General features: G+C 71.2%; 18 protein-coding genes. 10 read left to right on the top strand and 8 right to left on the bottom strand.

All coding sequences use genetic code 11. The features are described 5' to 3' along the window. The 4 genes from AC0666_RS13685 to AC0666_RS13670 all read left to right on the top strand — a co-directional run bounded on the left by AC0666_RS13685 (position 1) and on the right by AC0666_RS13670 (position 3112). A complete protein-coding gene (locus AC0666_RS13685) occupies positions 1 to 720 on the top strand; it encodes a YggS family pyridoxal phosphate-dependent enzyme (protein WP_361720412.1) in 720 nt (239 codons plus the stop codon). Positions 721 to 871: 151 nt separating this feature from the next. Beyond that, the gene (locus tag AC0666_RS13680; protein ID WP_468967067.1) at positions 872 to 1480 is read left to right on the top strand and encodes a cell division protein SepF; all 609 of its coding nucleotides are present in this window, start codon (positions 872 to 874) and stop codon (positions 1478 to 1480) included. A 62-nt stretch (positions 1481 to 1542) separates the two neighbouring features. Next, the gene (locus AC0666_RS13675) at positions 1543 to 1839 is read left to right on the top strand and encodes a YggT family protein (RefSeq protein ID WP_361720406.1); all 297 of its coding nucleotides are present in this window, start codon (positions 1543 to 1545) and stop codon (positions 1837 to 1839) included. Positions 1840 to 1921: 82 nt separating this feature from the next. Then, entirely contained in the window at positions 1922 to 3112 is a 1191-nt protein-coding gene (locus AC0666_RS13670) for a DivIVA domain-containing protein (protein WP_478707625.1), read from the top strand. Between the two features lie 103 nt (positions 3113 to 3215). On the opposite strand, the gene AC0666_RS13665 is transcribed toward AC0666_RS13670, so the two are convergent. Together AC0666_RS13665 and ileS are read right to left on the bottom strand one after the other, a co-directional pair. Beyond that, positions 3216 to 4592: an NAD(P)/FAD-dependent oxidoreductase gene (locus tag AC0666_RS13665; RefSeq protein WP_478707624.1), complete on the bottom strand. Its 1377-nt coding sequence runs from the start codon at positions 4590 to 4592 to the stop codon at positions 3216 to 3218. A 116-nt stretch (positions 4593 to 4708) separates the two neighbouring features. Then, positions 4709 to 7867 (bottom strand): isoleucine--tRNA ligase, encoded by a 3159-nt coding sequence (gene ileS, locus AC0666_RS13660; RefSeq protein WP_478707623.1) that lies wholly within the window; start codon positions 7865 to 7867, stop codon positions 4709 to 4711. A 542-nt stretch (positions 7868 to 8409) separates the two neighbouring features. Between ileS and AC0666_RS13655 the strand changes: the two genes are divergently transcribed. The 5 genes from AC0666_RS13655 to AC0666_RS13635 all read left to right on the top strand — a co-directional run bounded on the left by AC0666_RS13655 (position 8410) and on the right by AC0666_RS13635 (position 13621). Beyond that, a complete protein-coding gene (locus AC0666_RS13655; protein WP_468967058.1) occupies positions 8410 to 9714 on the top strand; it encodes a TraR/DksA family transcriptional regulator in 1305 nt (434 codons plus the stop codon). A gap of 164 nt (positions 9715 to 9878) precedes the next feature. Then, positions 9879 to 10421 (top strand): signal peptidase II, encoded by a 543-nt coding sequence (gene lspA, locus AC0666_RS13650; RefSeq protein ID WP_361720476.1) that lies wholly within the window; start codon positions 9879 to 9881, stop codon positions 10419 to 10421. 64 nt (positions 10422 to 10485) lie between these two features. Further along, positions 10486 to 11427: an RluA family pseudouridine synthase gene (locus tag AC0666_RS13645; RefSeq protein ID WP_356852637.1), complete on the top strand. Its 942-nt coding sequence runs from the start codon at positions 10486 to 10488 to the stop codon at positions 11425 to 11427. Then, the gene (locus AC0666_RS13640; RefSeq protein ID WP_468967055.1) at positions 11424 to 11906 is read left to right on the top strand and encodes a GNAT family N-acetyltransferase; all 483 of its coding nucleotides are present in this window, start codon (positions 11424 to 11426) and stop codon (positions 11904 to 11906) included. The genes AC0666_RS13645 and AC0666_RS13640 overlap by 4 nt, the downstream gene beginning before the upstream one ends. Before the next feature lie 122 nt (positions 11907 to 12028). Then, positions 12029 to 13621, top strand: a complete 1593-nt coding sequence (locus tag AC0666_RS13635; protein ID WP_478707622.1) for a Na+/H+ antiporter — start codon at positions 12029 to 12031, stop codon at positions 13619 to 13621. A gap of 47 nt (positions 13622 to 13668) precedes the next feature. On the opposite strand, the gene AC0666_RS13630 is transcribed toward AC0666_RS13635, so the two are convergent. Then, positions 13669 to 14742, bottom strand: a complete 1074-nt coding sequence (locus tag AC0666_RS13630; RefSeq protein WP_468967050.1) for a mechanosensitive ion channel family protein — start codon at positions 14740 to 14742, stop codon at positions 13669 to 13671. A 42-nt stretch (positions 14743 to 14784) separates the two neighbouring features. Between AC0666_RS13630 and AC0666_RS13625 the strand changes: the two genes are divergently transcribed. After that, positions 14785 to 15363 (top strand): dienelactone hydrolase family protein, encoded by a 579-nt coding sequence (locus AC0666_RS13625; protein ID WP_468967049.1) that lies wholly within the window; start codon positions 14785 to 14787, stop codon positions 15361 to 15363. A gap of 82 nt (positions 15364 to 15445) precedes the next feature. Here the strand turns inward: AC0666_RS13625 and AC0666_RS13620 are convergent, their stop codons facing one another. From AC0666_RS13620 to AC0666_RS13600, 5 genes are all read right to left on the bottom strand, one after another. Then, positions 15446 to 16384, bottom strand: coding sequence for a zinc metalloprotease (locus AC0666_RS13620; protein ID WP_361720473.1), 939 nt, complete (start codon positions 16382 to 16384; stop codon positions 15446 to 15448). Positions 16385 to 16607: 223 nt separating this feature from the next. Continuing rightward, positions 16608 to 18272, bottom strand: coding sequence for an alkaline phosphatase D family protein (locus AC0666_RS13615; protein ID WP_478707621.1), 1665 nt, complete (start codon positions 18270 to 18272; stop codon positions 16608 to 16610). Positions 18273 to 18391: 119 nt separating this feature from the next. Then, entirely contained in the window at positions 18392 to 19189 is a 798-nt protein-coding gene (locus AC0666_RS13610) for a thioredoxin domain-containing protein (RefSeq protein WP_468967044.1), read from the bottom strand. A gap of 58 nt (positions 19190 to 19247) precedes the next feature. Next, complete coding sequence (locus AC0666_RS13605) at positions 19248 to 19937, bottom strand: hypothetical protein (RefSeq protein WP_468967042.1); 690 nt, start codon at positions 19935 to 19937, stop codon at positions 19248 to 19250. A gap of 61 nt (positions 19938 to 19998) precedes the next feature. Then, positions 19999 to 21324, bottom strand: coding sequence for a DUF2252 domain-containing protein (locus AC0666_RS13600; RefSeq protein ID WP_468582163.1), 1326 nt, complete (start codon positions 21322 to 21324; stop codon positions 19999 to 20001). Positions 21325 to 21359: the final 35 nt, after the last annotated feature.

The raw sequence follows: 21359 nt of genomic DNA, 5'->3' as shown, positions 1-21359 counted from the left end.
ATGACGGATCGTAAGTCGGAGCTCGCGCACAACCTGGCGCGGGTGGAGGAACGTATCTCGTCCGCCTGCGCCGCCGCGGGGCGCGGGCGGGACGAGGTGCAGCTCATCGTGGTCACCAAGACCTATCCGGCGAGCGACGTACGACTGCTGGCGGACCTGGGCGTCCGCCATGTTGCGGAGAATCGGGACCAGGATGCGGCCCCCAAGGCCGCGGCCTGCGCGGATCTGCCGCTCACCTGGCACTTCGTCGGCCAGTTGCAGACGAACAAAGTCCGTTCCGTGGCCGGATACGCGCATGTCGTGCAATCCGTCGACCGGCCCCGGCTCGTCACCGCCCTCTCGGCGGCGGCGGTGCAGCAGGAGCGGGAACTGGGCTGCCTCGTGCAGATCGCCCTCGACGCCGAGTCGGGGGAGCGCGGGACCCGGGGCGGAGCCGCTCCCGAGCAGCTCGCCGAACTCGCGGACCTCGTGGCCGGTGCGCCCGGGCTGCGGATCGACGGTGTGATGACCGTCGCTCCGCTGGCCGGACCGTACGCGGGACGTGAACAGGCCGCTTTCGAGCGGTTGATGGAATTGTCATCCAGCCTGCGCGCGGACCATCCGGCTGCCACGATGGTGTCGGCCGGGATGAGCGCAGACCTGGAACAGGCCGTTGCGGCCGGTGCGACACATGTACGCGTCGGCACTGCGGTACTCGGCGCGAGACCCCGGCTCGGGTAACGTCGCGAAGAAAGTCGGACCACAGCAGAAAATATGGTCATTCCCGCTGATGGGCGGACAGACCACGTGGATCGCGGGCAGTTGGTGACTTTGGTGACACAGCGACACACCTGCGACAGGGCGATCCACCACAGAGCGGAGGACTCAGAGAATGGCCGGCGCGATGCGCAAGATGGCGGTCTACCTCGGCCTCGTGGAGGACGACCGGTACGACAACCCGGGGTACGACCCCGATGACGAGTTCGAGCCCGAGCCGGAGCCGGAGCGGGACCGCCGGAGCCGCCAGCCCGTACACCAAGCGCCCGTAACGGACGAACCGGTACGAGTCGCCCAGCCTCCCGCGCAACGGGATCCGATCCCCTTGCCCGTGGAAAGCGGACGTCCCGCGCGAATCGCCCCCGTGGCATCCATCACACCCGAACGCTCGAACCTGGAGAAGAACGCCCCCGTGATCATGCCCAAGGTCGTCTCCGAGCGGGAGCCGTACCGCATCACGACGCTGCACCCCCGGACCTACAACGAGGCCCGTACCATCGGGGAACACTTCCGTGAGGGCACTCCGGTGATCATGAATCTCACGGAGATGGACGACACGGACGCGAAGCGTCTCGTCGACTTCGCCGCCGGCCTCGTCTTCGGCCTGCACGGCAGCATTGAACGCGTGACACAGAAGGTGTTCCTGCTGTCGCCTGCTAACGTCGATGTCACGGCGGAGGACAAGGCCCGCATCGCGGAGGGCGGGTTCTTCAACCAAAGCTAGACCGATCCGTCAGACACGGGGGACCGGGAAATGAGCGAGAGCAGGGGAGAGGGAAGCGCGGGATGGGCGTCGCACTAGAGGTGGTCTACATCGCTCTGATGTGCTTCCTTATCGTGCTGATCTTCCGGCTGGTCATGGACTACGTCTTCCAGTTCGCACGTTCATGGGCACCCGGCAAGGCGATGGTGGTCGTACTGGAGGCCACCTACACTGTGACCGATCCACCGCTGAAGCTTCTCCGGCGCTTCATCCCGCCGTTGCGTCTCGGGGGCGTGGCACTCGACCTGTCCTTCTTCGTTCTGATGATCATCGTTTACATCCTCATCAGTTTCGTGAGCACCGCTGCGAGAAGCGTGTGAACGATGAGCTTCTCCGCGCGCGCGGGGACAGTCCCGATACGGTCTTGCCGACTGCCGACGACTACGTAGAGGTGAAGAAGACATGCCGCTGACTCCCGAGGACGTGCGGAACAAGCAGTTCACGACCGTCCGCCTCCGAGAAGGCTATGACGAGGACGAGGTCGATGCCTTCCTCGACGAGGTCGAGTCCGAACTGACGCGCCTGCTGCGCGAGAACGAGGACCTGCGCGCCAAGCTGGCCGCCGCCACGCGTGCCGCCGCGCAGAACCAGCAGCAGGGTATGCGCAAGCCCGAGCCCCAGGACCAGCGCGGCCCCGGCGCCCCAGTGCCCGCGGCCATATCCGGCCCGCCGGTGCAGCAGGGTCCGCCGCAGATGGGCCCGCCGCAGCTGCCGGGCGGCCAGCCCCAGCTGCCCGCCGGTCCCGGCGGACACGGACCGCAGGGTCCGGGCCCGATGGGCGGCCCCATGCACACCATGGGCGGCCAGCAGCAGATGGGCCAGCAGTCCATGGGCGGCCAGAACCCGCTCGGCCAGCAGATGCAGCCCATGGGCCAGCAGATGCAGCAGATGGGCGGCCCGGGCCAGCAGATGCAGCCCATGGGTCAGCCCATGCAGCAGATGCAGCAGCAGCAGCCGCAGCTCCCGCAGCAGGGCCCCGGTGGCGACAGTGCCGCCCGCGTCCTGTCGCTGGCGCAGCAGACCGCCGACCAGGCGATCGCGGAGGCCCGCTCCGAGGCCAACAAGATCGTCGGCGAGGCCCGCAGCCGCGCCGAGGGCCTGGAGCGGGACGCCCGCGCCAAGGCCGACGCACTGGAGCGGGACGCGCAGGAGAAGCACCGCGTCGCGATGGGCTCGCTGGAGTCCGCCCGCGCCACGCTGGAGCGCAAGGTCGAGGACCTGCGGGGCTTCGAGCGTGAGTACCGTACGCGTCTGAAGTCCTACCTGGAGTCGCAGCTGCGCCAGCTGGAGACGCAGGCGGACGACTCGCTGGCCCCGCCGCGCAACCCGGCTGCCGCCTCGCTGCCGCCGTCGCCGTCGCCCTCGATGGCTCCGGCCGGTGCGATGGGCCACTCCATGGGCGGCCCGTCCCCGATGGGCGGTCCGTCGCCCATGGGCGGTCCCTCCCCGATGGGTGGGCCCTCGTACGGTGGTCAGCAGCAGATGTCTCCCGCGATGACCCAGCCGATGGCTCCGGTGCGGCCGGCCGCGCCGCAGCCGATGCAGGCGCCGTCGCCGATGCGGGGCTTCCTGATCGACGAGGACGACAACTAGGCCGCGCCTCGCCTCTCGGCGGTCGGCAGCAGTCACGGGCCGGGCCCGGTTCCCCTTCGGGGGCACCGGGCCCGGCCCGTTCGCGTATCCGTGCGGTTCTCGATCACCGGCCCGGGACGAGGGCATCCCACTGATCGCGCGTCGGGCCGTCGTGCTGCGGCGTGAACTCGGGGCGGGCGGCCAGCCAGGCGGCGACGTGCCGGTCCACCTCGTCGGTGCCGTACGCGTCGTCGGCCGGTCGCACGAGATGGCGCACCTGGGCCCGGGCCCTCATGACGACGGGATCGTCGAAGGCGCAGGCGGCCAGGGCGGCGGCCCGCCGGTCCGAGGGCGGTGCGCTCTCGGCGAGGCGTTCCCCGTGGGCGCGGTCGGCCGCCACCTGCGCGTCGAACCACGGGCGCATGGCCCGTGCCGTCCAAGCGTGGTAGCCGACGGGGTCCGCGGCGATCCGGTCGACATGGGCGGCGAGGTGCTGGGCGGCACGCAGGCCGAGGGATACGCCGTGGCCCGACGTGGGGTTGGTGTGGACGAGGCTGTCCCCGGCGTTGACCAGGCCGGTGACGACGGGGCCGTCGTCGTCGGCGAAGGCGGTCCAGCGGTTGTCCAGGCCGGCCATGGCCAGGACGGCCGACCGTGGTTCGGGGTCCAGGTCGAGCCAGGCGGCGGTGGCCGGGAAGCGGCGGGCGGCGGCCTCGAACACGGCGGGGTCGGTGAGCGCGCCCCGGGTCGGATCAGCCGTGGAGAGCACCAGGTTCACCGCGAAGGTGTCGTTGTCGGAAGGGAAGACGCCGGCGAGAGCGAACGGTGCGGCCGAGCCGGTCTTGACCCGCCCGGGATCACGCGGCCCGTCGGCGCGCAGGCGGTACCAGCGGCACAGGTAGGCGATCCCGGCGCGGTGGCTGTCGACCACGGGCGGGCGGCAGCCGGCCGCGACCAGCCAGGCGGGAACCGGCGAGCGACGGCCGGCCGCATCGACGACGAGGTCCGCCCGGTGCGTTTCCGCACCCACCTGCACGCCGGTGACCCGGGCAGGGCGACCCGCCTCGATGGTGAGGCCGCGCACCCGGCAGCCTTGGCGTATCTCTACGGTGGGCTCCCGCCGCACGGCCGCGGCCAAGGCGGCCTCCAGCACGATGCGGCGGGTGCGCAGGGTCAGCAGGTCCTCATCGCCGGGCCGGTGCGGCGGGTGCTCACCGAACCAGTCGAACTCGTGGTACTCCCGGGCGCCGCGTGCCAGCAGGTCGCCGTAGACGTCGGGGGCCTCGGTGCGCAGCACGGTGCGCACGGGCGCGAGGAGCGAGTGGGGCTGGACGGCGTGCGGGATCCGGGGCCTGTCCCAGTGGAAGAAGTCCCGGTTCAGGTCCGCTCCGGCCTGCCGCGCGTCCCGCTCGAACAACGTGACCCTGTGTCCCCGCCGACCGAGCATGAGCGCTGTCCCCAGCCCGCTGATGCCCCCACCGATCACCGCAACCCGCGCCACTGAACTCCCCTTCGCGTCGTGTTGCGGAGCGAGCCTACCGCTTGGTGATCAACGGAAAGCGGCCCGTACCCCTGGGCAGAGGGGTACGGGCTGCAGGCCGTGCTGCTACGCCTCGGCTACGCCTTGCGGAGGCGGAAGGTCAGGCCCAGGGCCTCGTCCGTGAAGGGCTCACCGTAGGAGCCGTCGGCCTCGCCGGAGGCGAAGTCCGTGGCGAGGACCTCGTCCGCGATGAGCTCGGCGTGGTCCGTGAGGGCCGTGACGACCTCCGCGGACTCCGAGGCCCACCGCAGCGCGATGCGGTCCGCGACGTCCAGCCCCGAGTTCTTCCGCGCCTCCTGGATCAGGCGGATCGCGTCACGGGCCAGGCCGGCCAGCCGCAGCTCCGGAGTGATCTCCAGGTCCAGGGCGACCGTGGCACCCGAGTCCGAGGCCACCGACCAGCCCTCGCGCGGGGTCTCGGTGATGATGACCTCCTCCGGGGTCAGGGTGACCTCCTCCCCGTTCACCGCGACCACCGCGGTACCGGCCCGCAGCGCCAGCGAGAGCGCCGCCGCGTCGGCCGCGGCCACCGCCTTCGCCACGTCCTGCACGCCCTTGCCGAAGCGCTTGCCCAGCGCCCGGAAGTTCGCCTTGGCCGTGGTGTCCACCAGGGAACCGCCCACCTCGGACAGCGAGGCCAGCGAGGAGACGTTCAGCTCCTCGGTGATCTGCGCCTGGAGCTCTGCAGACAGGGCGTCGAAGCCGGCCGCGCCGACCAGGGCCCGCGACAGCGGCTGACGGGTCTTGACCCCGGACTCCGCACGCGTGGCCCGGCCCAGCTCGACCAGGCGGCGCACCAGCTGCATCTGCCGGGACAGCACCGGGTCGACCGCGGACGCGTCCGACTCCGGCCAGGACGAGAGGTGCACCGACTCGGGGGCGTCCGGCGTGACCGGGACGATCATGTCCTGCCAGACCCGCTCCGTGATGAAGGGGGTCAGCGGCGCCATCAGGCGGGTGACCGTCTCGACCACCTCGTGCAGCGTCCGCAGCGCGGCCGCGTCCCCCTGCCAGAAGCGGCGGCGCGAACGGCGGACGTACCAGTTGGACAGGTCGTCCACGAAGGAGGAGAGGAGCTTGCCGGCGCGCTGCGTGTCGTACGCCTCCATCGCCTCGGTGACCTCGGCGGTCAGCGAGTGGAGCTCCGAGAGCAGCCAGCGGTCCAGCACGGTGCGCTCGGCCGGGGCCGGGTCGGCCGCGGACGGGGCCCAGTTCGACGTACGGGCGTACAGCGCCTGGAAGGCGACCGTGTTCCAGTACGTGAGGAGCGTCTTGCGGACGACCTCCTGGATCGTGCCGTGGCCGACGCGCCGCGCCGCCCACGGGGAGCCGCCGGCCGCCATGAACCAGCGGACCGCGTCCGCGCCGTGCTGGTCCATGAGCGGGATCGGCTGGAGGATGTTGCCCAGGTGCTTGGACATCTTGCGGCCGTCCTCGGCGAGGATGTGGCCCAGGCAGACCACGTTCTCGTACGAGGACTTGTCGAACACCAGGGTGCCGACGGCCATCAGCGTGTAGAACCAGCCGCGGGTCTGGTCGATCGCCTCCGAGATGAACTGCGCCGGGTAGCGCTTCTCGAAGATCTCCTTGTTCTTGTACGGGTAGCCCCACTGCGCGAACGGCATCGACCCCGAGTCGTACCAGGCGTCGATGACCTCCGGCACGCGGACGGCGGTCAGGGAGCAGCCCTCGTGCGTGCAGGTGAAGGTGACGTCGTCGATGTAGGGGCGGTGCGGGTCCAGGGCCGACTGGTCGGTGCCCGACAGCTCGGACAGCTCCGCGCGCGAGCCGACGCAGGTGAGGTGGTCCTCCTCGCAGCGCCAGATCGGCAGCGGGGTGCCCCAGTAGCGGTTGCGGGACAGCGCCCAGTCGATGTTGTTGTTCAGCCAGTCGCCGAAGCGGCCCTGCTTGACCGACTCCGGGAACCAGTTCGTCTTCTCGTTCTCCCGCAGCATCGCGTCCTTGACGGCGGTGGTGCGGATGTACCAGGACGGCTGCGCGTAGTAGAGCAGCGCCGTGTGGCAGCGCCAGCAGTGCGGGTAGCTGTGCTCGTAGGCGATGTGCTTGAAGAGCAGGCCGCGCGCGTCGAGGTCGGCGGTCAGCTTCTCGTCGGCCTTCTTGAAGAAGACGCCGCCGACGAGCGGGACCTCCTCCTCGAAGGTGCCGTCGGGGCGGACCGGGTTCACGACCGGCAGACCGTACGCACGGCAGACCGCGAGGTCGTCGGCGCCGAAGGCGGGGGACTGGTGGACCAGACCGGTGCCGTCCTCGGTCGTGACGTACTCGGCGTTCACGACGTAGTGGGCGGGCGCGGGGAACTCCACCAGGGAGAACGGGCGCTCGTACGTCCAGCGCTCCATCTCCTTGCCGGTGAAGGACTCGCCGGTGGCCTCCCAGCCTTCGCCGAGGGCCTTCTCCAGCAGCGCCTGCGCGACGACCAGCTTCTCGGAGTCCTCGGCGCCGGTACGGCGCGCGACCACGTACGTGACGTCCGGGTGGGCGGCGACGGCGGTGTTCGAGACCAGGGTCCAGGGGGTCGTCGTCCAGACGAGCAGGGCGGCCTGGCCGGCGAGCGGGCCGGAGGTCAGCGGGAAGCGCACGTAGACGGAGGGGTCGACGACCGTCTCGTAGCCCTGTGCCAGCTCGTGGTCGGACAGGCCGGTGCCGCAGCGCGGGCACCAGGGGGCGACGCGGTGGTCCTGGACCAGCAGGCCCTTGTTGAAGATCTCCTTCAGCGACCACCAGACGGACTCGACATACTCGGGGTCCATGGTCCGGTACGCGTCGTCCAGGTCGACCCAGTAGCCCATCCGGGTCGTGAGCTCGGTGAACGCGTCGGTGTGGCGGGTCACGGACTCGCGGCACTTGGCATTGAACTCGGCGATGCCGTACGCCTCGATGTCCTGCTTGCCGTTGAAGCCGAGCTCCTTCTCGACGGCGAGCTCGACGGGCAGGCCGTGGCAGTCCCAGCCGGCCTTGCGGGCGACGTGGTAGCCGCGCATGGTCCGGAAGCGGGGGAAGACGTCCTTGAAGACGCGGGCCTCGATGTGGTGGGCACCGGGCATGCCGTTCGCGGTGGGCGGGCCCTCGTAGAAGACCCACTCGGGGCGGCCCTCGGACTGCTCCAGGGTCTTGGCGAAGGTCTTGCTCTCGCGCCAGAAGTCGAGGACGGCGTGCTCAAGGGCAGGCAGGTCGACCTGGGCGGGTACCGGGCGGTACTGCGGCGGTGTGGTCATGAGGCTGAACTCTTCCTCCGGCGGGGTGTCACTTCCGTCCGGAGGGACGAGAGCCGTCTGCTGCTCCCGCGGTACCACCCTCCTTGGCCGCCGGACAGTGCCGGTGGCCCCCTCATTGGGGTGCGAAGCCGGTTCTACTGGCCGTCGTGACGGCTTTCTTCCGGCGGCTCCGGGGTGATCCTTCACATCGCGCTCGCCCCCGGGCTCTCACCGTCCCCGGGTCGCTCCTGGCTGCGTCCGACGCTACTCGTCCCCATCCATGCCTTTCGCTGGGCCCAGTGTACGGGGCGGGGGCGGGCGCGGCAGACCGGTTTACGGCGGGTGGCGCCGGGGTGGCGGGGTGACGGTATGGCCCGAATGCTCAGATATGTCGCTCGTGGCGCTGGTGTGACGGGAGTGGCGGATTACCGGGCTCTCCGCTGGGCACAACGGATGCAGGTTGGCCTCGCCGGATGCGTGCCCCGTTGCCGCGGGGCTGGAGCCGATTTATCGTTCCGGCACGATTCGCGAGCAAGATCACAGTATGTGAAGGGGCCGCGGCCATGGTGGCGAACAAGACCGCCGGGAGTACCGCCCACGGCGCTGCCGCCGTGGGGAAGAAGGGCCTGAAGGATTCCGTCCCGGTGGGGAAGGCCGCGGCCAAGGACTCCGTCCGGGTGAGGAAGGCGACGGCCAAGCCCGTTAAGGAGGCGGCGCCCGCCGGGAAGGAAGCGGTCACGAAGGCGCCGGCGAAGAAGTCGGCGATCGCGACTGCGGCGGAGAAGAAGGCAGCGGCCAAGGATTCCGTCCCGGTGGGGAAGGCGCCGGCCAAGCCCGTGAAGAAGGCGGACGCCGGGAAGGCGGGAGCTGCCGGGAAGGAAGTGGTCACGAAGGCGCCGGCGAAGAAGTCGGCGATCGCGACGGCCGCGGAGAAGAAGGCCGCGGCCAAGGAGGCGGGGGCCGGAAAGGCACCCGCCAAGAAGGCTGCGGCCGGGCGGGTGGCGGCCGCGAAGGCGCCGCCCGCCACAAAGGCTGGTGCCAAGCAGGCGGCGCCCGCGAAGAAGGCGCCCGCCGGGAAGGCTGCGGCCAAGACGGCGGCGGCCGGGGCGGCGGTGCCGGCCAAGGCGGCGGCCAAGAAGGCGCCTGCACAGGACGCGGTGGGCAAGAAGGCGCCCGCCGGGAAGACGGCGGCCAGGAAGGCGCCCGTGGAGCCGGTCACCGCCCAGTCGGCGGCCGGCCGCAAGACGACCGCGAAGTCGGGGGACGCCGAGAAGGCGGCCGCCGTCGAGAAGTCGACCGCGAAGCAGGTCACGGCCAAGACGGCCGGGACCGAGGGGGCGGCGCAGGCCGCGCAACGGACGGGAGCCCGGAAAGTGGTTGCCAAGAAGAGCACCAGCACGGCGAGGAAGACGGCTGCGGCCGCCACCAGCGGGCTGCCGAAGGCGCGGATCACCGCGGCGGCCACCGAGCCCGGCGAGCTCGCCGTACGGCCCGGTGAGGACCCGTGGACCCCGGAGGAGGTCGCGGAGGCCCGTACGGAGCTGACCCAGGAGGTGCTGCGGCTGCGCAACGAGCTGGAGGCCTCCGAGTTGGCGATCTCGGGTCTGATGCGGGACTCGGGCGACGGAGCGGGAGACGACCAGGCCGACACCGGCACCAAGAACATCACCCGCGAGTCCGAGCTCGCCCTCGCCGCGAACGCCCGCGAGATGCTGGAACAGACGGAACGTGCCCTGGAACGGCTCGCCACGGGCACGTACGGGCTCTGCGAGAGCTGCGGGCAGCCCATCGGCAAGGCCAGGATGCAGGCCTTCCCCCGGGCCACCCTGTGCGTGGACTGCAAGCAGAAGCAGGAGCGCCGGCACTAGCCGCCCGGGCCGCAGGTTGCGGACCGGGCCGGGCGGCGGTCCGAGGGGGCCCTGACGTACTCTCGTGTCTCGTCAGGGTCCAGGAGCCTGGCAGGGCGGTGCCGTTGCCGCCGGAAACCTGGTTCGAGCTAGTTCGAGGGACTCACGTGACAGAGGCGGAGCGCATCATCGGTACGCCGGAGGTCGGGGACGACGCCCAGCCCGAGTCCGCCGGGCCCACGGGCCGTCGGCGGATCGTGGCGCTGCTCGTGGTGGCGGTGCTCGCCTACCTGCTCGACCTCGGCAGCAAGATGCTGGTCGTCGCGAGGCTTGAGCACCAGCCGCCGATCCGGATCATCGGCGACCTGCTCAAGTTCGAGGCGATCCGCAACCCGGGCGCGGCCTTCGGCTTCGGCGAGGCCTTCACGATCATCTTCACCTGCATCGCGGCCACCGTGATCGTGGTGATCGTCCGACTGTCCAGGAAGCTCTACAGCCTGCCCTGGGCCATCGCGCTCGGCCTGCTGCTCGGTGGCGCGCTCGGCAACCTGACCGACCGGATCTTCCGGTCGCCCGGGGTGTTCCGGGGAGCCGTCGTCGACTTCATCGCGCCCGCCCACTTCGCCGTGTTCAACCTCGCCGACTCGGCGATCGTGTGCGGCGGCATCCTGATCGTCCTGCTGTCGTTCCGGGGCCTGGACCCGGACGGCACCGTCCACAAGGACTGAGCCGCAGGCCGGTCGCGGGCTGATCGCGGGAAGGCTTCGCAGCGGAGTCCGGCATACTCGACGGGTGAGTACGATTCCCGAGATCCGCACCCTGCCCGTTCCCGATGGCCTCGAAGGCGAGCGCGTCGACGCCGCCATCGCCCGTATGTTCGGATTTTCCCGGACGAAGGCGGCCGAGCTCGCGGCCGCGGGGAAGGTGTCGGTCGACGGCAGCGTCGTCGGGAAGTCCGAGCGGGTGCACGGCGGCGCCTGGCTCGAAGTCGAGATGCCCGCCCCGCCGCGCGCGGTTGAGGTCGTCGCCGAGCCGGTGCCGGGCATGGAGATCATCCACGACGACGACGACGTCGTGGTCATCATGAAGCCGGTCGGCGTCGCCGCCCACCCGAGCCCGGGCTGGACCGGCACCACCGTCATCGGCGGGCTCGCCGCGGCCGGCTACCGGATCTCCACCTCCGGTGCCGCCGAGCGCCAGGGCATCGTGCACCGCCTCGACGTCGGCACGTCCGGCCTGATGGCCGTCGCGAAGTCGGAGCGCGCGTACACCTCGCTGAAGAACCAGTTCCGCGAGCGCGTCGTGGACAAGCGCTACCACGCCCTGGTGCAGGGCCACCCGGACCCGATGAGCGGCACGATCGACGCGCCGATCGGGCGCCACCCGAGCGCGGACTACAAGTGGGCCGTCACGCAGGACGGCAAGCCGTCGGTCACGCACTACGACCTGATCGAGGCGTTCCGTGCCGCGTCGCTGCTGGACATCAAGCTGGAGACGGGGCGTACCCACCAGATCCGCGTGCACATGTCCGCGCACCGCCACCCCTGTGTCGGCGACCTGACCTACGGCGCCGACCCGACCGTCGCGAAGCGGCTGGGCCTGACCCGGCAGTGGCTGCACGCTGTACGGCTCGGCTTCGAGCACCCGGCGGACGGGCAGTGGGTGGAGTTCGAGAGCAGCTACCCGGCGGACCTCCAGCACGCTCTGGACGTGATCCGGGCCGAGAGCGAGTGAGCCCCGCCGCCGGCGCTCCCCGCTTCGAGACCCGCGTCGCCACCTCGCAGGCGGATCGGGAGCTGTGCTTCGCGGTGCGGCGGGAGGTGTTCGTGGTCGAGCAGTCCGTGCCGGAGTCGATCGAGTACGACGCGTACGACGCGGACGCGGTGCACGTGCTGGCCGTCGGGCCGGACGGGGAGCCGCTGGGCGCCGGCCGGCTGCTGCACGGGAGCGCGGCGGCGGCGAAGACCGGGGCCGAGGACGTCGGTGCGCTCGGCCGGCTGGCCGTGCTCACGTCGGCGCGCGGCCTGGGTGTCGGCATGGCGCTGGTCCGGGCGATCGAGGCGGAGGCGGCCCGGCGGGGCCTGACGGCGGTCGACCTGGGAGCGCAGACGCATGCGCTCGGCTTCTACGAGCGGCTCGGGTACGTCGCCTACGGTCCGGAGTTCGTCGAGGCCGGCATTCCCCACCGCTCCATGCGCCGCACGCTGCCGTAGTCCGTAGCCCGTGGCCCCGTAGCCCCGTGGCTTCGGCCCCGGACGGCAGGCGCCGGGCGGCCCGGTGCCGACACGCCCGACGCCCTCACCGGCCGAGCGCAGCGGCCTGGCAGGGTGGGGGAGTGGATCAGCTAGCCCTGTTGTTCGTGTTGTTGCTCGGCGCCGTGGTCACCGTTCCGCTCGGGGACCGGCTCCGGCTGCCCGCGCCCGTGCTGATGACCCTCGGCGGGGTGGTGCTCGCGCTGGTGCCGGTCGTGCCGAACGTCGACATCCCGCCCGAGTACATCCTGCCGCTGGTGTTGCCCCCGCTGCTGTACGCCTCGGCGCAGCGCACCTCCTGGCGGCAGTTCGCCGCCAACATCCGGCCGATCTTCCTGCTCGCCGTCGCTCTCGTGTTCGTCACGACCGCGGCCGTCGCCGCCGTCGCGCACGCCGTCGTACCGGGGCTGCCGATCGCCGCCGCCGTCGCCCTCGGGGCGCTTGTGGCCCCGCCCGACCCCGTGGCGGCCACCGCCGTCGCCGGATCGCTCGGACTGCCCCGCCGGATGGTCTCGATCCTGGAGGGCGAGGGCCTCTTCAACGACGTCACCGCCATCGTGCTCTACCACGTGGCCATCGCCGCCGCCGTCAGCGGCAGCTTCTCCTGGCCGGACGCGCTCGGGGACTTCGTCCTCTCGGCGGTCGTCGCGGTGGCCGTCGGCCTGGGCCTGGGGTGGGCCACCAACGCGCTCATGGGGCGGCTCGGCGATGCCACGCTGCAGATCGGGCTGACGCTGCTGGTGCCGTTCGTGGCGTACGTGCTGGCCGAGGAGTTCCAGGGCTCGGGAGTGCTGGCCGTGCTGACGACGGCCCTGTTCCTCGCGGAGTACGCGAGCGACGCCGACGACGTGCTGGGGCGGCTGGCCGGGCACACGTTCTGGGAGGTCGTCGACATGCTGGTCACCGGTGTGGCGTTCGGGCTGATCGGGCTGGAGCTGCACAACGTGTTCGGGGTCGCGAGCGGCCGGGCGTGGGAGATGGCCGGGTGGGCGGCGGTGGTCACCGCGGTGGTGGTCGGCGTGCGGCTGCTCTGGCTGCTCCCGGCCGGCTGGCTGGCCCAGCGGCTGCACAAGCGGCGCGACTACGACGAGGAGATCCCGCTGAGCTGGCGGGAGAGCGTGGTCATGTGGTGGGCCGGGATGCGCGGGGTGGCCTCGGTGGCGCTGGCGCTGGCGATCCCGCTGAAGGTGGAGGGCGGAGGGCCGTTCCCGGCGCGGGACCAGATCGTCTTCATCGCCTTCGCCGTGATCATGGTGACGCTGGTGTGCCAGGGGCTGACACTGCCGGCGCTGGTGCGCAGGCTGGGCGTGGAGCCCGACGTCGATGCGCAGCGGGAGACCGAGCGGCAGTTGGCGATCCGCGCGGCGAAGGCCGCCAAGCGCCGGCTGAAGGAGATCGAGATCGAGGAGGACCTGCCCGAGGACCTGGTGGAGCAGCTGTACCGGCGGGCGTACGACGTGGGGGCCCGTATCAGCCCCGAGATGGTGGACGAGGAACGGCGCGAGGCGTACGCGAAGCGCGTGGAGCGGATCCGGGAGATCCAGCGGATCCAGCGGGAGCTGATGTCGGCGGCGCGGCACGAGGTGCTGGCCGCCCGGAGCGAGCCCGGAGCGGATCCGGAGATCGTGGACCGGGTGCTGCGGCACCTGGACGTCCGCAGCCTGCGCGGGGCCTAGCCGACGCCCGGCCCCCGCCCCGGCCGGGGCGGGGGCCGGGCACCGGCTCACCAGTCGGCGGGGGCGGAGCGCCGGGGCTGCGGGGAGGGGACCGCCGTGGAGGTGGCGATCCGGGGCAGGGCGTACGGGTGGTGCGTCACCAGCCAGTCCAGCAGGCGTTCGCGGACTTCGCAGCGGACCGTCCAGACGTCGGAGGCGTCCTTCGCCGTCACGACCGCCCGCACCTGGATCGTGTGCGGGGTGGTGTCGGTCACAGCGAGGCCGCCGTACCGGCCGTCCCACTCGGGGATCTCCTTCAGGATGCGCTGGAACTGCTCCCGCATCAGGTCCAGGGGCGCGCTGTGGTCCAGGTGCCAGAAGACCGTGCCGGTCATCTGGGCGCCGCCGCGCGACCAGTTCTCGTACGGCTTTCCTGTGAAATACGACACAGGCATGGTGATCCGGCGCTCGTCCCAGGTGAGGACCACGAGGTAGGTCAGGGTGATGTCCTCGACGGTGCCCCACTCGCCGTCGACGACCACGGTGTCGCCGATGCGCACGGTGTCGCCGAAGGCGATCTGCAGGCCGGCGAACAGGTTGCCCAGCGAGGACTGGGCGGCGATGCCCGCCACGATGCCGAGCACACCGGCCGAGGCGAGCATCGAGGTGCCGACCGTGCGCATCTGCGGGAAGGTGAGCAGCATCGCGGCGACCGCGACGACCACGACCACCGCCGTGACCACCCGCTGGATCAGCGTGACCTGGGTGCGCACCCGGCGCACCCGGTCGTCGTTGGCGGACCCGGCGGCGTAGCGGGCGTACGAGGAGTCGACTATCGCCGTCGCGATGCGCACCAGCAGCCAGGCCGCCGAGGCGATCAGGACGAGCGTCAGGATCCGTCCCACCGCGACGGCGTGCTCGGGCAGGATCCGCGCCTCGCGGTACGAGCCTCTCAGGAGTGTCGTGCACAGGACCACCTGGAAGGGCAGCCGGCAGTGGCGCAGCTGCCCCCACAGCGGGGTCTCGTGGTGCCGGGCATCGGTGCGGCGCAGCAGCACGTCCAGCAGCCACCCGAGGAACAGGGTGACGAGCAGCGAGCTGCCGATGACGGCGGTCGGGCGCAGAAAGGTCTCTGTGTCCATGCACCCCAACGTAACCGGAACGCGCGTGCGGAAACTGGCACGATGGGAGGCATGAACATCATGCTCTTCCATTCGACGTACGGGCTGCGGCCCGCGGTGCACGCGGCGGCCGACCGGCTGCGCGCGGCCGGGCATCAGGTGCAGGTGCCGGATCTCTTCGAGGGACGCACCTTCGACACCGTCGAGGAGGGCATGGCGCACCAGGACGAGATCGGCCGTGACGAACTTCTCAAGCGGGCGGTGCTGGCCTCCGCCCCGCACTCGGACCAGGGGCTGGTCTACGCGGGCTTCTCCTTCGGCGGTTCCGTCGCCCAGCACCTGGCCCTGGCGGACGAGAAGGCGCGCGGACTGCTGCTCCTGCACGGGACGGCGGACCTGGACGAGGACGCCGCGGTGGACGAGCTGCCGGTCCAGCTGCACGTCGCGGACCCGGACCCGTTCGAGCCGCACGACTGGCTGACCGCCTGGTACCTGCGGATGCAGCGGGCAGGCGCGGACGTGGAGGTGCACCGCTACCCGGGCGCCGGGCACCTGTTCACCGACCCGGACCTGGACGACTACGACGCGCAGGCCGCGGAGCAGGCCTGGAAGGCGGCGCTCGCCTTCCTCGACAGCCTCTAGTCCGGCCCCGGTTCCCCGCGCGGGAAACAAGAGAGGAGGGGCAGGACACCGGTGGTGTCCTGCCCCTCCTCCTGTTTCAGGATCAGACGCGGTACGCGGTCCACATGCTCTTCATGCGGGACACCTGGCCCGCGGTGAACTGGTACATGCAGGAGTCGTACGTGTAGTCCATGAAGTTGTGGATCGGGTCGACGCCCGCCTTGGTGGTGCAGCTGTCACGGCCGGTCGGGCACTCGAACGCCGCGCTCTTCTCGGCCGGGGTGTCGGAGACGGAGTCGCCGCTGCCCGAGCAGCCGCCCTGGAAGGTGTGGTACAGACCCATCCAGTGGCCGACCTCGTGGGTGGCGGTGTCGCCCTCGTTGTAGTTGGCGGCGGAACCGCCCGGGAGCGAGGTGTTGAGGAGGACCACGCCGTCCATGTTCGGCTGGGAGGCGTAGGAGCTCGGGAAGGTCGCCCAGCCGAGCAGGCCGCCGCCGAGGTTGGCGGTGTAGATGTTGAGCGCGTTCTTGCCGCCCTTGCGCAGGGCCGTCTTCATGTCCTTCTCGGCCTGGGTGCCGTCGGACACGTTGTACCAGGAGGCGTTGTCGGTGTAGTCGGTGCCGGCCAGCGAGAACTGGAAGCCGGCGTCGACGTTGCCGGTGCCCTGGCCGCTGTAGGCGGCGTTGAGGACCGCGATCTGGTTGTTGATGTCCGTGGCGGTCAGCTTGCCGGCGGTGCCGGAGGTGATGACGTGGACGTACACCGGGATGGTGGTCGCGGTGGTCACCTCGGCGGCCCGCATGAGCCGCTGCGGGCCCTGCTCGGCGAGCTTCTTGCTGAGGTCGGCGTCCATGGCCTTGACCTGGGCGTCCGTCACCTCGTTGGGCTCGGCCGCCTTCTTGTCCTTCGGACGGGCGACGCGCGCGTTGGCGGAGGCGTCCGTACCGGCGCAGGCCTCGGAGCCGGACTTGGCGACGGCGAAGGTGGTGGGGGCCGTCAGGGGGGCGAACGCCAGGGTTCCGGCCAGGACGGCCGTACCCATGAGGCGGCGGCGGAGCTTGGGGGATATGCGGGCAGCAGCGCGCACGTGCGACTCCTCGCGAAGCGTGGTGGGGGGTGAGGGATTTCCTCACGCTGGCGCGAAGCTTATGTGTCCATGTCATGCATAGAGCAAGCCTTGTAAGTAAAAGATTTGTTGCTTCTGAGTCCGAAGGGGCCCCTGGTCTGCACCAGAGGCCCCTTCGCGCAGGAGATTTGACGAACCGTCAGCGAACCGGCTGGTAGACCCGTTCCACCTTCTGCGTGCCGTTCAGTGTCCGGAACGAGCGGGTCCATGCGGAAGTGGCGTCCTGCCGCCGCTTGTCGGATATGACGTAGTAGTCCATCTGTGAACGCTCGGCCGTGACGTCCAGCACCCCGTATCCGTGTGCGTCCATGTCCAGCCACTTCACGTGCCAGTTGGCGGCCTTGATGGCCGACTCGGCGACCAGCGAGGCGGTGTCCGCCGGCACGTGCAGCATGTCGTCGATGTTGTCGGAGGTCACCGACGTCACCACGAACTCCGTCGCGGCCGTCCCCGAACCCGGGTACGTCGCCATGTTCACCGGAACCTCGTTCGCCCACGCCATGTGGATGTCACCGGTCAGGAACACCGTGTTCCTGATGTTCCGGTCCTTGAGGTGGGCGAGCAGCTCCTTGCGGTCGTCCGTGTACCCGTCCCACTGGTCCACGTTGATGGCGAGACCGCCCTCGGGCAGGCCGAGCAGCTTCGTGAGGGGTCCCAGCAGGTGCGCGGGCAGGGAGCCGAAGGCCACCGGCGAGATCATCACCGAGGTGCCGACCAGCTTCCAGGAGGCGTTCGAGCCGGCCAGGCCGGACTTGAGCCAGTCCAGCTGGGCGCGCCCGGTGATGGTGCGCTCCGGGTCGTCCACGGCGCCGCTGCCGACCTTGACCTGCTCCGAGCGGAAGGAGCGCAGGTCCAGCAGGTGCAGGTCGGCGAGGGTGCCGAAGCGCAGCCGCCGGTAGACGGTGCCGGCGGTGGAGGTGCGCACGGGCATCCACTCGAAGTACGCCTGCTTGGCGGCGGCCGCGCGGGCCGCCCAGTCGCCCTCGGCCCCCGGGGTGTGGTTCTCCGCGCCGCCCGACCAGGCGTCGTTCGCGAACTCGTGGTCGTCCCAGATCGCCACGATCGCGTGGGCGGCGTGCAGGGCCTGGAGGTCGGGGTCGGTCTTGTACGTGCCGTGCCGGGTGCGGTAGTCGGCGAGGCTGAGGATCTCGTGCTGGGGTTCGTGCCGGCGCACGACGTACTTCGCCTCGGGGTACCCCCCGGTCTGGTACTCGTAGATGTAGTCGCCCAGGTGCAGGACCGCGTGCAGGTCGGTGCGGGCGGCCAGGTGGCGGTAGGCCGAGAAGTAGCCGGACTCCCAGTTGGCGCAGGAGACCACGCCGAAGCGGACCCCGGGCGTCGTGGTGTCGTGGCCGGGGGCGGTCAGCGTCCGCCCGACCGGGGAGACGGCGGACCCGGCGGTGAAGCGGTAGAAGTACGCGGTCTGCGGCCGCAGTCCGCGGACGTCCGCCTTGACCGTGTGGTCGGAGGCGGCGCTCGCGGTGACGGAGCCGCTCGCCACGATCCGGGAGAAGGCCTTGTCCTCGGCCACCTCCCAGGTCACCGGGGTGGCCGGGCCTACGCCGGAGCCGGGTACGGCCTCGGGGACCGGGGTGACGCGGGTCCACAGCAGGATCCCGTCGGGCAGCGGGTCGCCGGAGGCGACGCCGTGCAGGAAGGCGGGCGCGGCGCCGGCCGCCGAAGCGGAGGCGGTTCCCAGGGCGGCCGTCGCAAAGGGGACGAGGGCCGCGGTGGCCGCCGCGGCCTTGACGACCGAGCGGCGGCGCGGCGAAGCCGCGGAAGAAAGGGGGAGTTGACTGGTCACGACCGATCATATTACTGACGGGTATAACCCCCGGTACACCCTTGTGCGGCAACGGGCGGGCGAACTCTGGGAGTACGCCCGCCCGTTGGCGGAGAGCCGGTCGGTCCGTGGTGCCGGGGTCAGCCCGCGAGGGCCTTGTCGACGGAGGCCGTGAAGTCCTCCGGCGTCATCTTCTGGATCTCGATCTTCTTGCCGTCCATCTTCAGCGACGGGGTGCCCGTGACGCCGCTCTTGTCGAAGAGCTTCGACATCTCGATCGCCCAGCGGTTGTACGTACCGTCCTCGACGGCCTTCTTGAACTCGGCGTTCCCCTTGAGCGCCGGCACCTGGTCGGCGACCTGGATCAGGTAGTCGTCCTTGCCGAACTTGTCGTCCTTCTCCTCCGGGTGGTTCTCCTTGGAGTAGAGGGCCGACTTGTACTCCAGGAACGCCTCGGGGCTGACGTTGAGGGCCGCGCCCAGCGCGCTCAGGGCGTTCTTGGAGCCGCTGCCCCCGAAGGCCTTGTCGAGGAAGGTGGCGCCGACGTACTGGATCTTGTACTTGCCGGCGTCGAGGTCCTTCTTGATCTGCGGTCCGACGTTCTGCTCGAACTGCGAGCAGACCGGGCAGCGCGCGTCCTCGTAGAGCTCCAGGGTCTTCTTGGCGTCGGCCTTGCCCAGGACGACGGTCGTGCCGTTGTCGCCCGTGGTGTTCTTCGGCGCGACGAGCTCGGCGTCCGCGGCCTTCTCCCACTCACCGGGCTTGTTGAACTGGACGACCGCGTAGCCGACGGCGCCTATCACGCCGAGGACCGCGAGCACGCCGACCGCCACGGCCACCTGGCGGCGCGCCTTCGCCTTCTTCGCCTGCTGCTCGCGCTCGGCGCGCAGCCGCTCGCGGGCCGCCGCCTTGTTCGCCTGGCTGTTGCGTGCACTCATCTTGATCTCCGTGGTGTGACGTGGTGTGACAAAGGGGAAAGGAACTGCCGTACGCGTCTCAGGCGCTCAGGAGCGCCGTGCGTACGGGAGGTCCCCGACGTCCCACGGAGTGGGCGGGAAAGCGCGTACGGGCCGCCGCGCCCGGGAGCGCCGGCCGGGGCCTGCGCCGGACCGGGCGGGCGGCCGCCGCGGCCGAGGCGGCCACCAGCAGCAGCGGCCGGAACGCGAAGGCGGCCACCGCCCGCACCAGCCGGCCCAGCGCCCGCTCCCCGTACCGCAGCCAGGCCGCGGCCAGCAGCCCGATGCAGACGTGGCCGCCGAGCAGCAGCCAGGGCGTCCACGGGCCGGGCGAGGCGAGCAGCGCGGCCGGATCGTGCCCGGGCGCGGGCATCCCGGTCAGCGGGCCGCCCACCGGCGCCCCGCCGCACAGGCCGTCGAGGCCGATGGCCCGCAGCGGCCCCGAGACGGGCCCGCCCGCCGGGCCGTAGCAGACGTGCTGCCCGGTGGTGAAGACCGTGTCGGCGGCCAGTTCCAGCGGTACGAGCAGGGCGGCGATGGGGCCGAAGCCCCGCTCGCGGCCCGCCAGCGCGTACGCGATCACGAAGACGGCGGCGAAGGCGCCGGCCGCCGTCGCGGGCGGCAGCGGCACCCGCGACAACAGGACGTGCGAGCCGGCGGAGAGCAGCACGACCAGCGCGCTGAACAGCGCCGCCCGCAGCCCTCTGAGTCCCGCCCCTGATATGCCCATCGCCGCGAGTGTGCCATGCCTCCCTGTGAATCCAAGGCCTGGGCCCCGGACCGCGGGGACCTTACGGCCGGATCCTGCCGTTGCGGAACAGGTCCACGAAGATCTGGTGATCGGTGCGGGCCCGGGCGCCGTAGGCGTGCGCGAAGTCGACCAGCAGCTCCGCGAAGCCCTCCTCGTCGGCCGCGATGGCCGCATCGATGGCCCGCTCGGTGGAGAACGGGACCAGCGAGTGGCCGCTCCCGGCCTCGTCGGCCGCCGCGTGCATGGTCGCCGTGGCCCGGCCCAGGTCCGCGACCACGGCCGCGATCTCCTCCGGGTCGTCGAGGTCGCCCCAGTCCAGGTCCACCGCGTACGGGGAGACCTCGGCCACCAGCTGCCCGGACCCGTCGAGCTCCGTCCAGCCCAGCCACGGGTCGGCGTGCGCCTGCAGGGCCCGCTGGGAGATCACCGTGCGGTGGCCCTCGTGCGCGAAGTAGTCCCGCACCGCCCGGTCGGTGATGTGCCGGGACACCGCCGGGGTCTGCGCCTGCTTGAGGTAGATCACGACGTCGTTCTCCAGGGCGTCGCTGTGCCCCTCCAGCAGGATGTTGTACGAGGGCAGGCCGGCGGAGCCGATCCCCACGCCCCGGCGGCCCACCACGTCCTTGACCCGGTAGGAGTCCGGCCGCACCAGCGACTCGTCGGGCAGGGTCTCCAGGTACCCGTCGAAGGCGGCCAGCACCTTGTAGCGGGTGGCGGCGTCCAGCTCGATGGAGCCCCCGCCGGCCGTGAAGCGCCGCTCGTAGTCCCGGATCTCGGTCATCGAGTCCAGCAGCGAGAAGCGGGTGCGGGAGCGGGCCGCGCGCAGGGCCGCCAGCAGCGGGCCGTCGGCGGTGTCCAGGGTGAAGGAGGGCACCTCCTCGTGCCGGCCGCCCGTCGCGAGGTGGTGGATCCGCTCCCGGTAGGCGCCCGCGTAGATCCGGACGAGCTCGCTGATCTGCACGTCGCTGAAGGCCTTGGTGTAGCCGATCAGGGCCACGGAGGCGGCGAACCGCTTGAGGTCCCAGGTGAAGGGGCCGACGTAGGCCTCGTCGAAGTCGTTGACGTTGAAGATCAGGCGGCCGTTGGCGTCCATGTAGGTGCCGAAGTTCTCGGCGTGCAGATCGCCGTGGATCCACACCCGGCCGGTCCGCTCGTCCAGGTACGGGCCGCCGTGGCGGTCGTGCTCCAGGTCGGCGTAGAAGAGGCAGGCCGTGCCCCGGTAGAAGGCGAAGGCCGAGGCCGCCATCTTGCGGAACTTGACCTGGAAGGCGGCGGGGTCGGCGGCGAGCAGCTCACCGAACGCGGTGTCGAAGACGTCGAGTATCTGCTCGGCGCGCTGTTCGTTCGTCGTCTCGGGGACCGCCATGGCGGGTGCCTCCTGGTGGCGCGATGGTTCACGTT

The organism is Streptomyces sp. NPDC043680, from assembly GCF_056436685.1.
Note: the sequence above shows the minus strand (reverse complement) of the source record. Positions and strands in the feature narration are given on the sequence as shown.

Bases quoted from the DNA above. Each gene is read 5' to 3' on its own strand.
- AC0666_RS13625 (WP_468967049.1), top strand. From the start codon at position 14,785: ATGGGAGGCATGAACATCATGCTCTTCCATTCGACGTACGGGCTGCGG.
- AC0666_RS13630 (WP_468967050.1), bottom strand. From the start codon at position 14,742: ATGGACACAGAGACCTTTCTGCGCCCGACCGCCGTCATCGGCAGCTCG.
- AC0666_RS13675 (WP_361720406.1), top strand. From the start codon at position 1,543: ATGGGCGTCGCACTAGAGGTGGTCTACATCGCTCTGATGTGCTTCCTT.
- AC0666_RS13605 (WP_468967042.1), bottom strand. From the start codon at position 19,937: ATGGGCATATCAGGGGCGGGACTCAGAGGGCTGCGGGCGGCGCTGTTC.
- AC0666_RS13670 (WP_478707625.1), top strand. From the start codon at position 1,922: ATGCCGCTGACTCCCGAGGACGTGCGGAACAAGCAGTTCACGACCGTC.
- ileS (WP_478707623.1), bottom strand. From the start codon at position 7,867: ATGACCACACCGCCGCAGTACCGCCCGGTACCCGCCCAGGTCGACCTG.
- AC0666_RS13610 (WP_468967044.1), bottom strand. From the start codon at position 19,189: ATGAGTGCACGCAACAGCCAGGCGAACAAGGCGGCGGCCCGCGAGCGG.
- AC0666_RS13680 (WP_468967067.1), top strand. From the start codon at position 872: ATGGCCGGCGCGATGCGCAAGATGGCGGTCTACCTCGGCCTCGTGGAG.
- AC0666_RS13600 (WP_468582163.1), bottom strand. From the start codon at position 21,324: ATGGCGGTCCCCGAGACGACGAACGAACAGCGCGCCGAGCAGATACTC.
- AC0666_RS13685 (WP_361720412.1), top strand. From the start codon at position 1: ATGACGGATCGTAAGTCGGAGCTCGCGCACAACCTGGCGCGGGTGGAG.
- AC0666_RS13620 (WP_361720473.1), bottom strand. From the start codon at position 16,384: ATGGGTACGGCCGTCCTGGCCGGAACCCTGGCGTTCGCCCCCCTGACG.
- AC0666_RS13655 (WP_468967058.1), top strand. From the start codon at position 8,410: ATGGTGGCGAACAAGACCGCCGGGAGTACCGCCCACGGCGCTGCCGCC.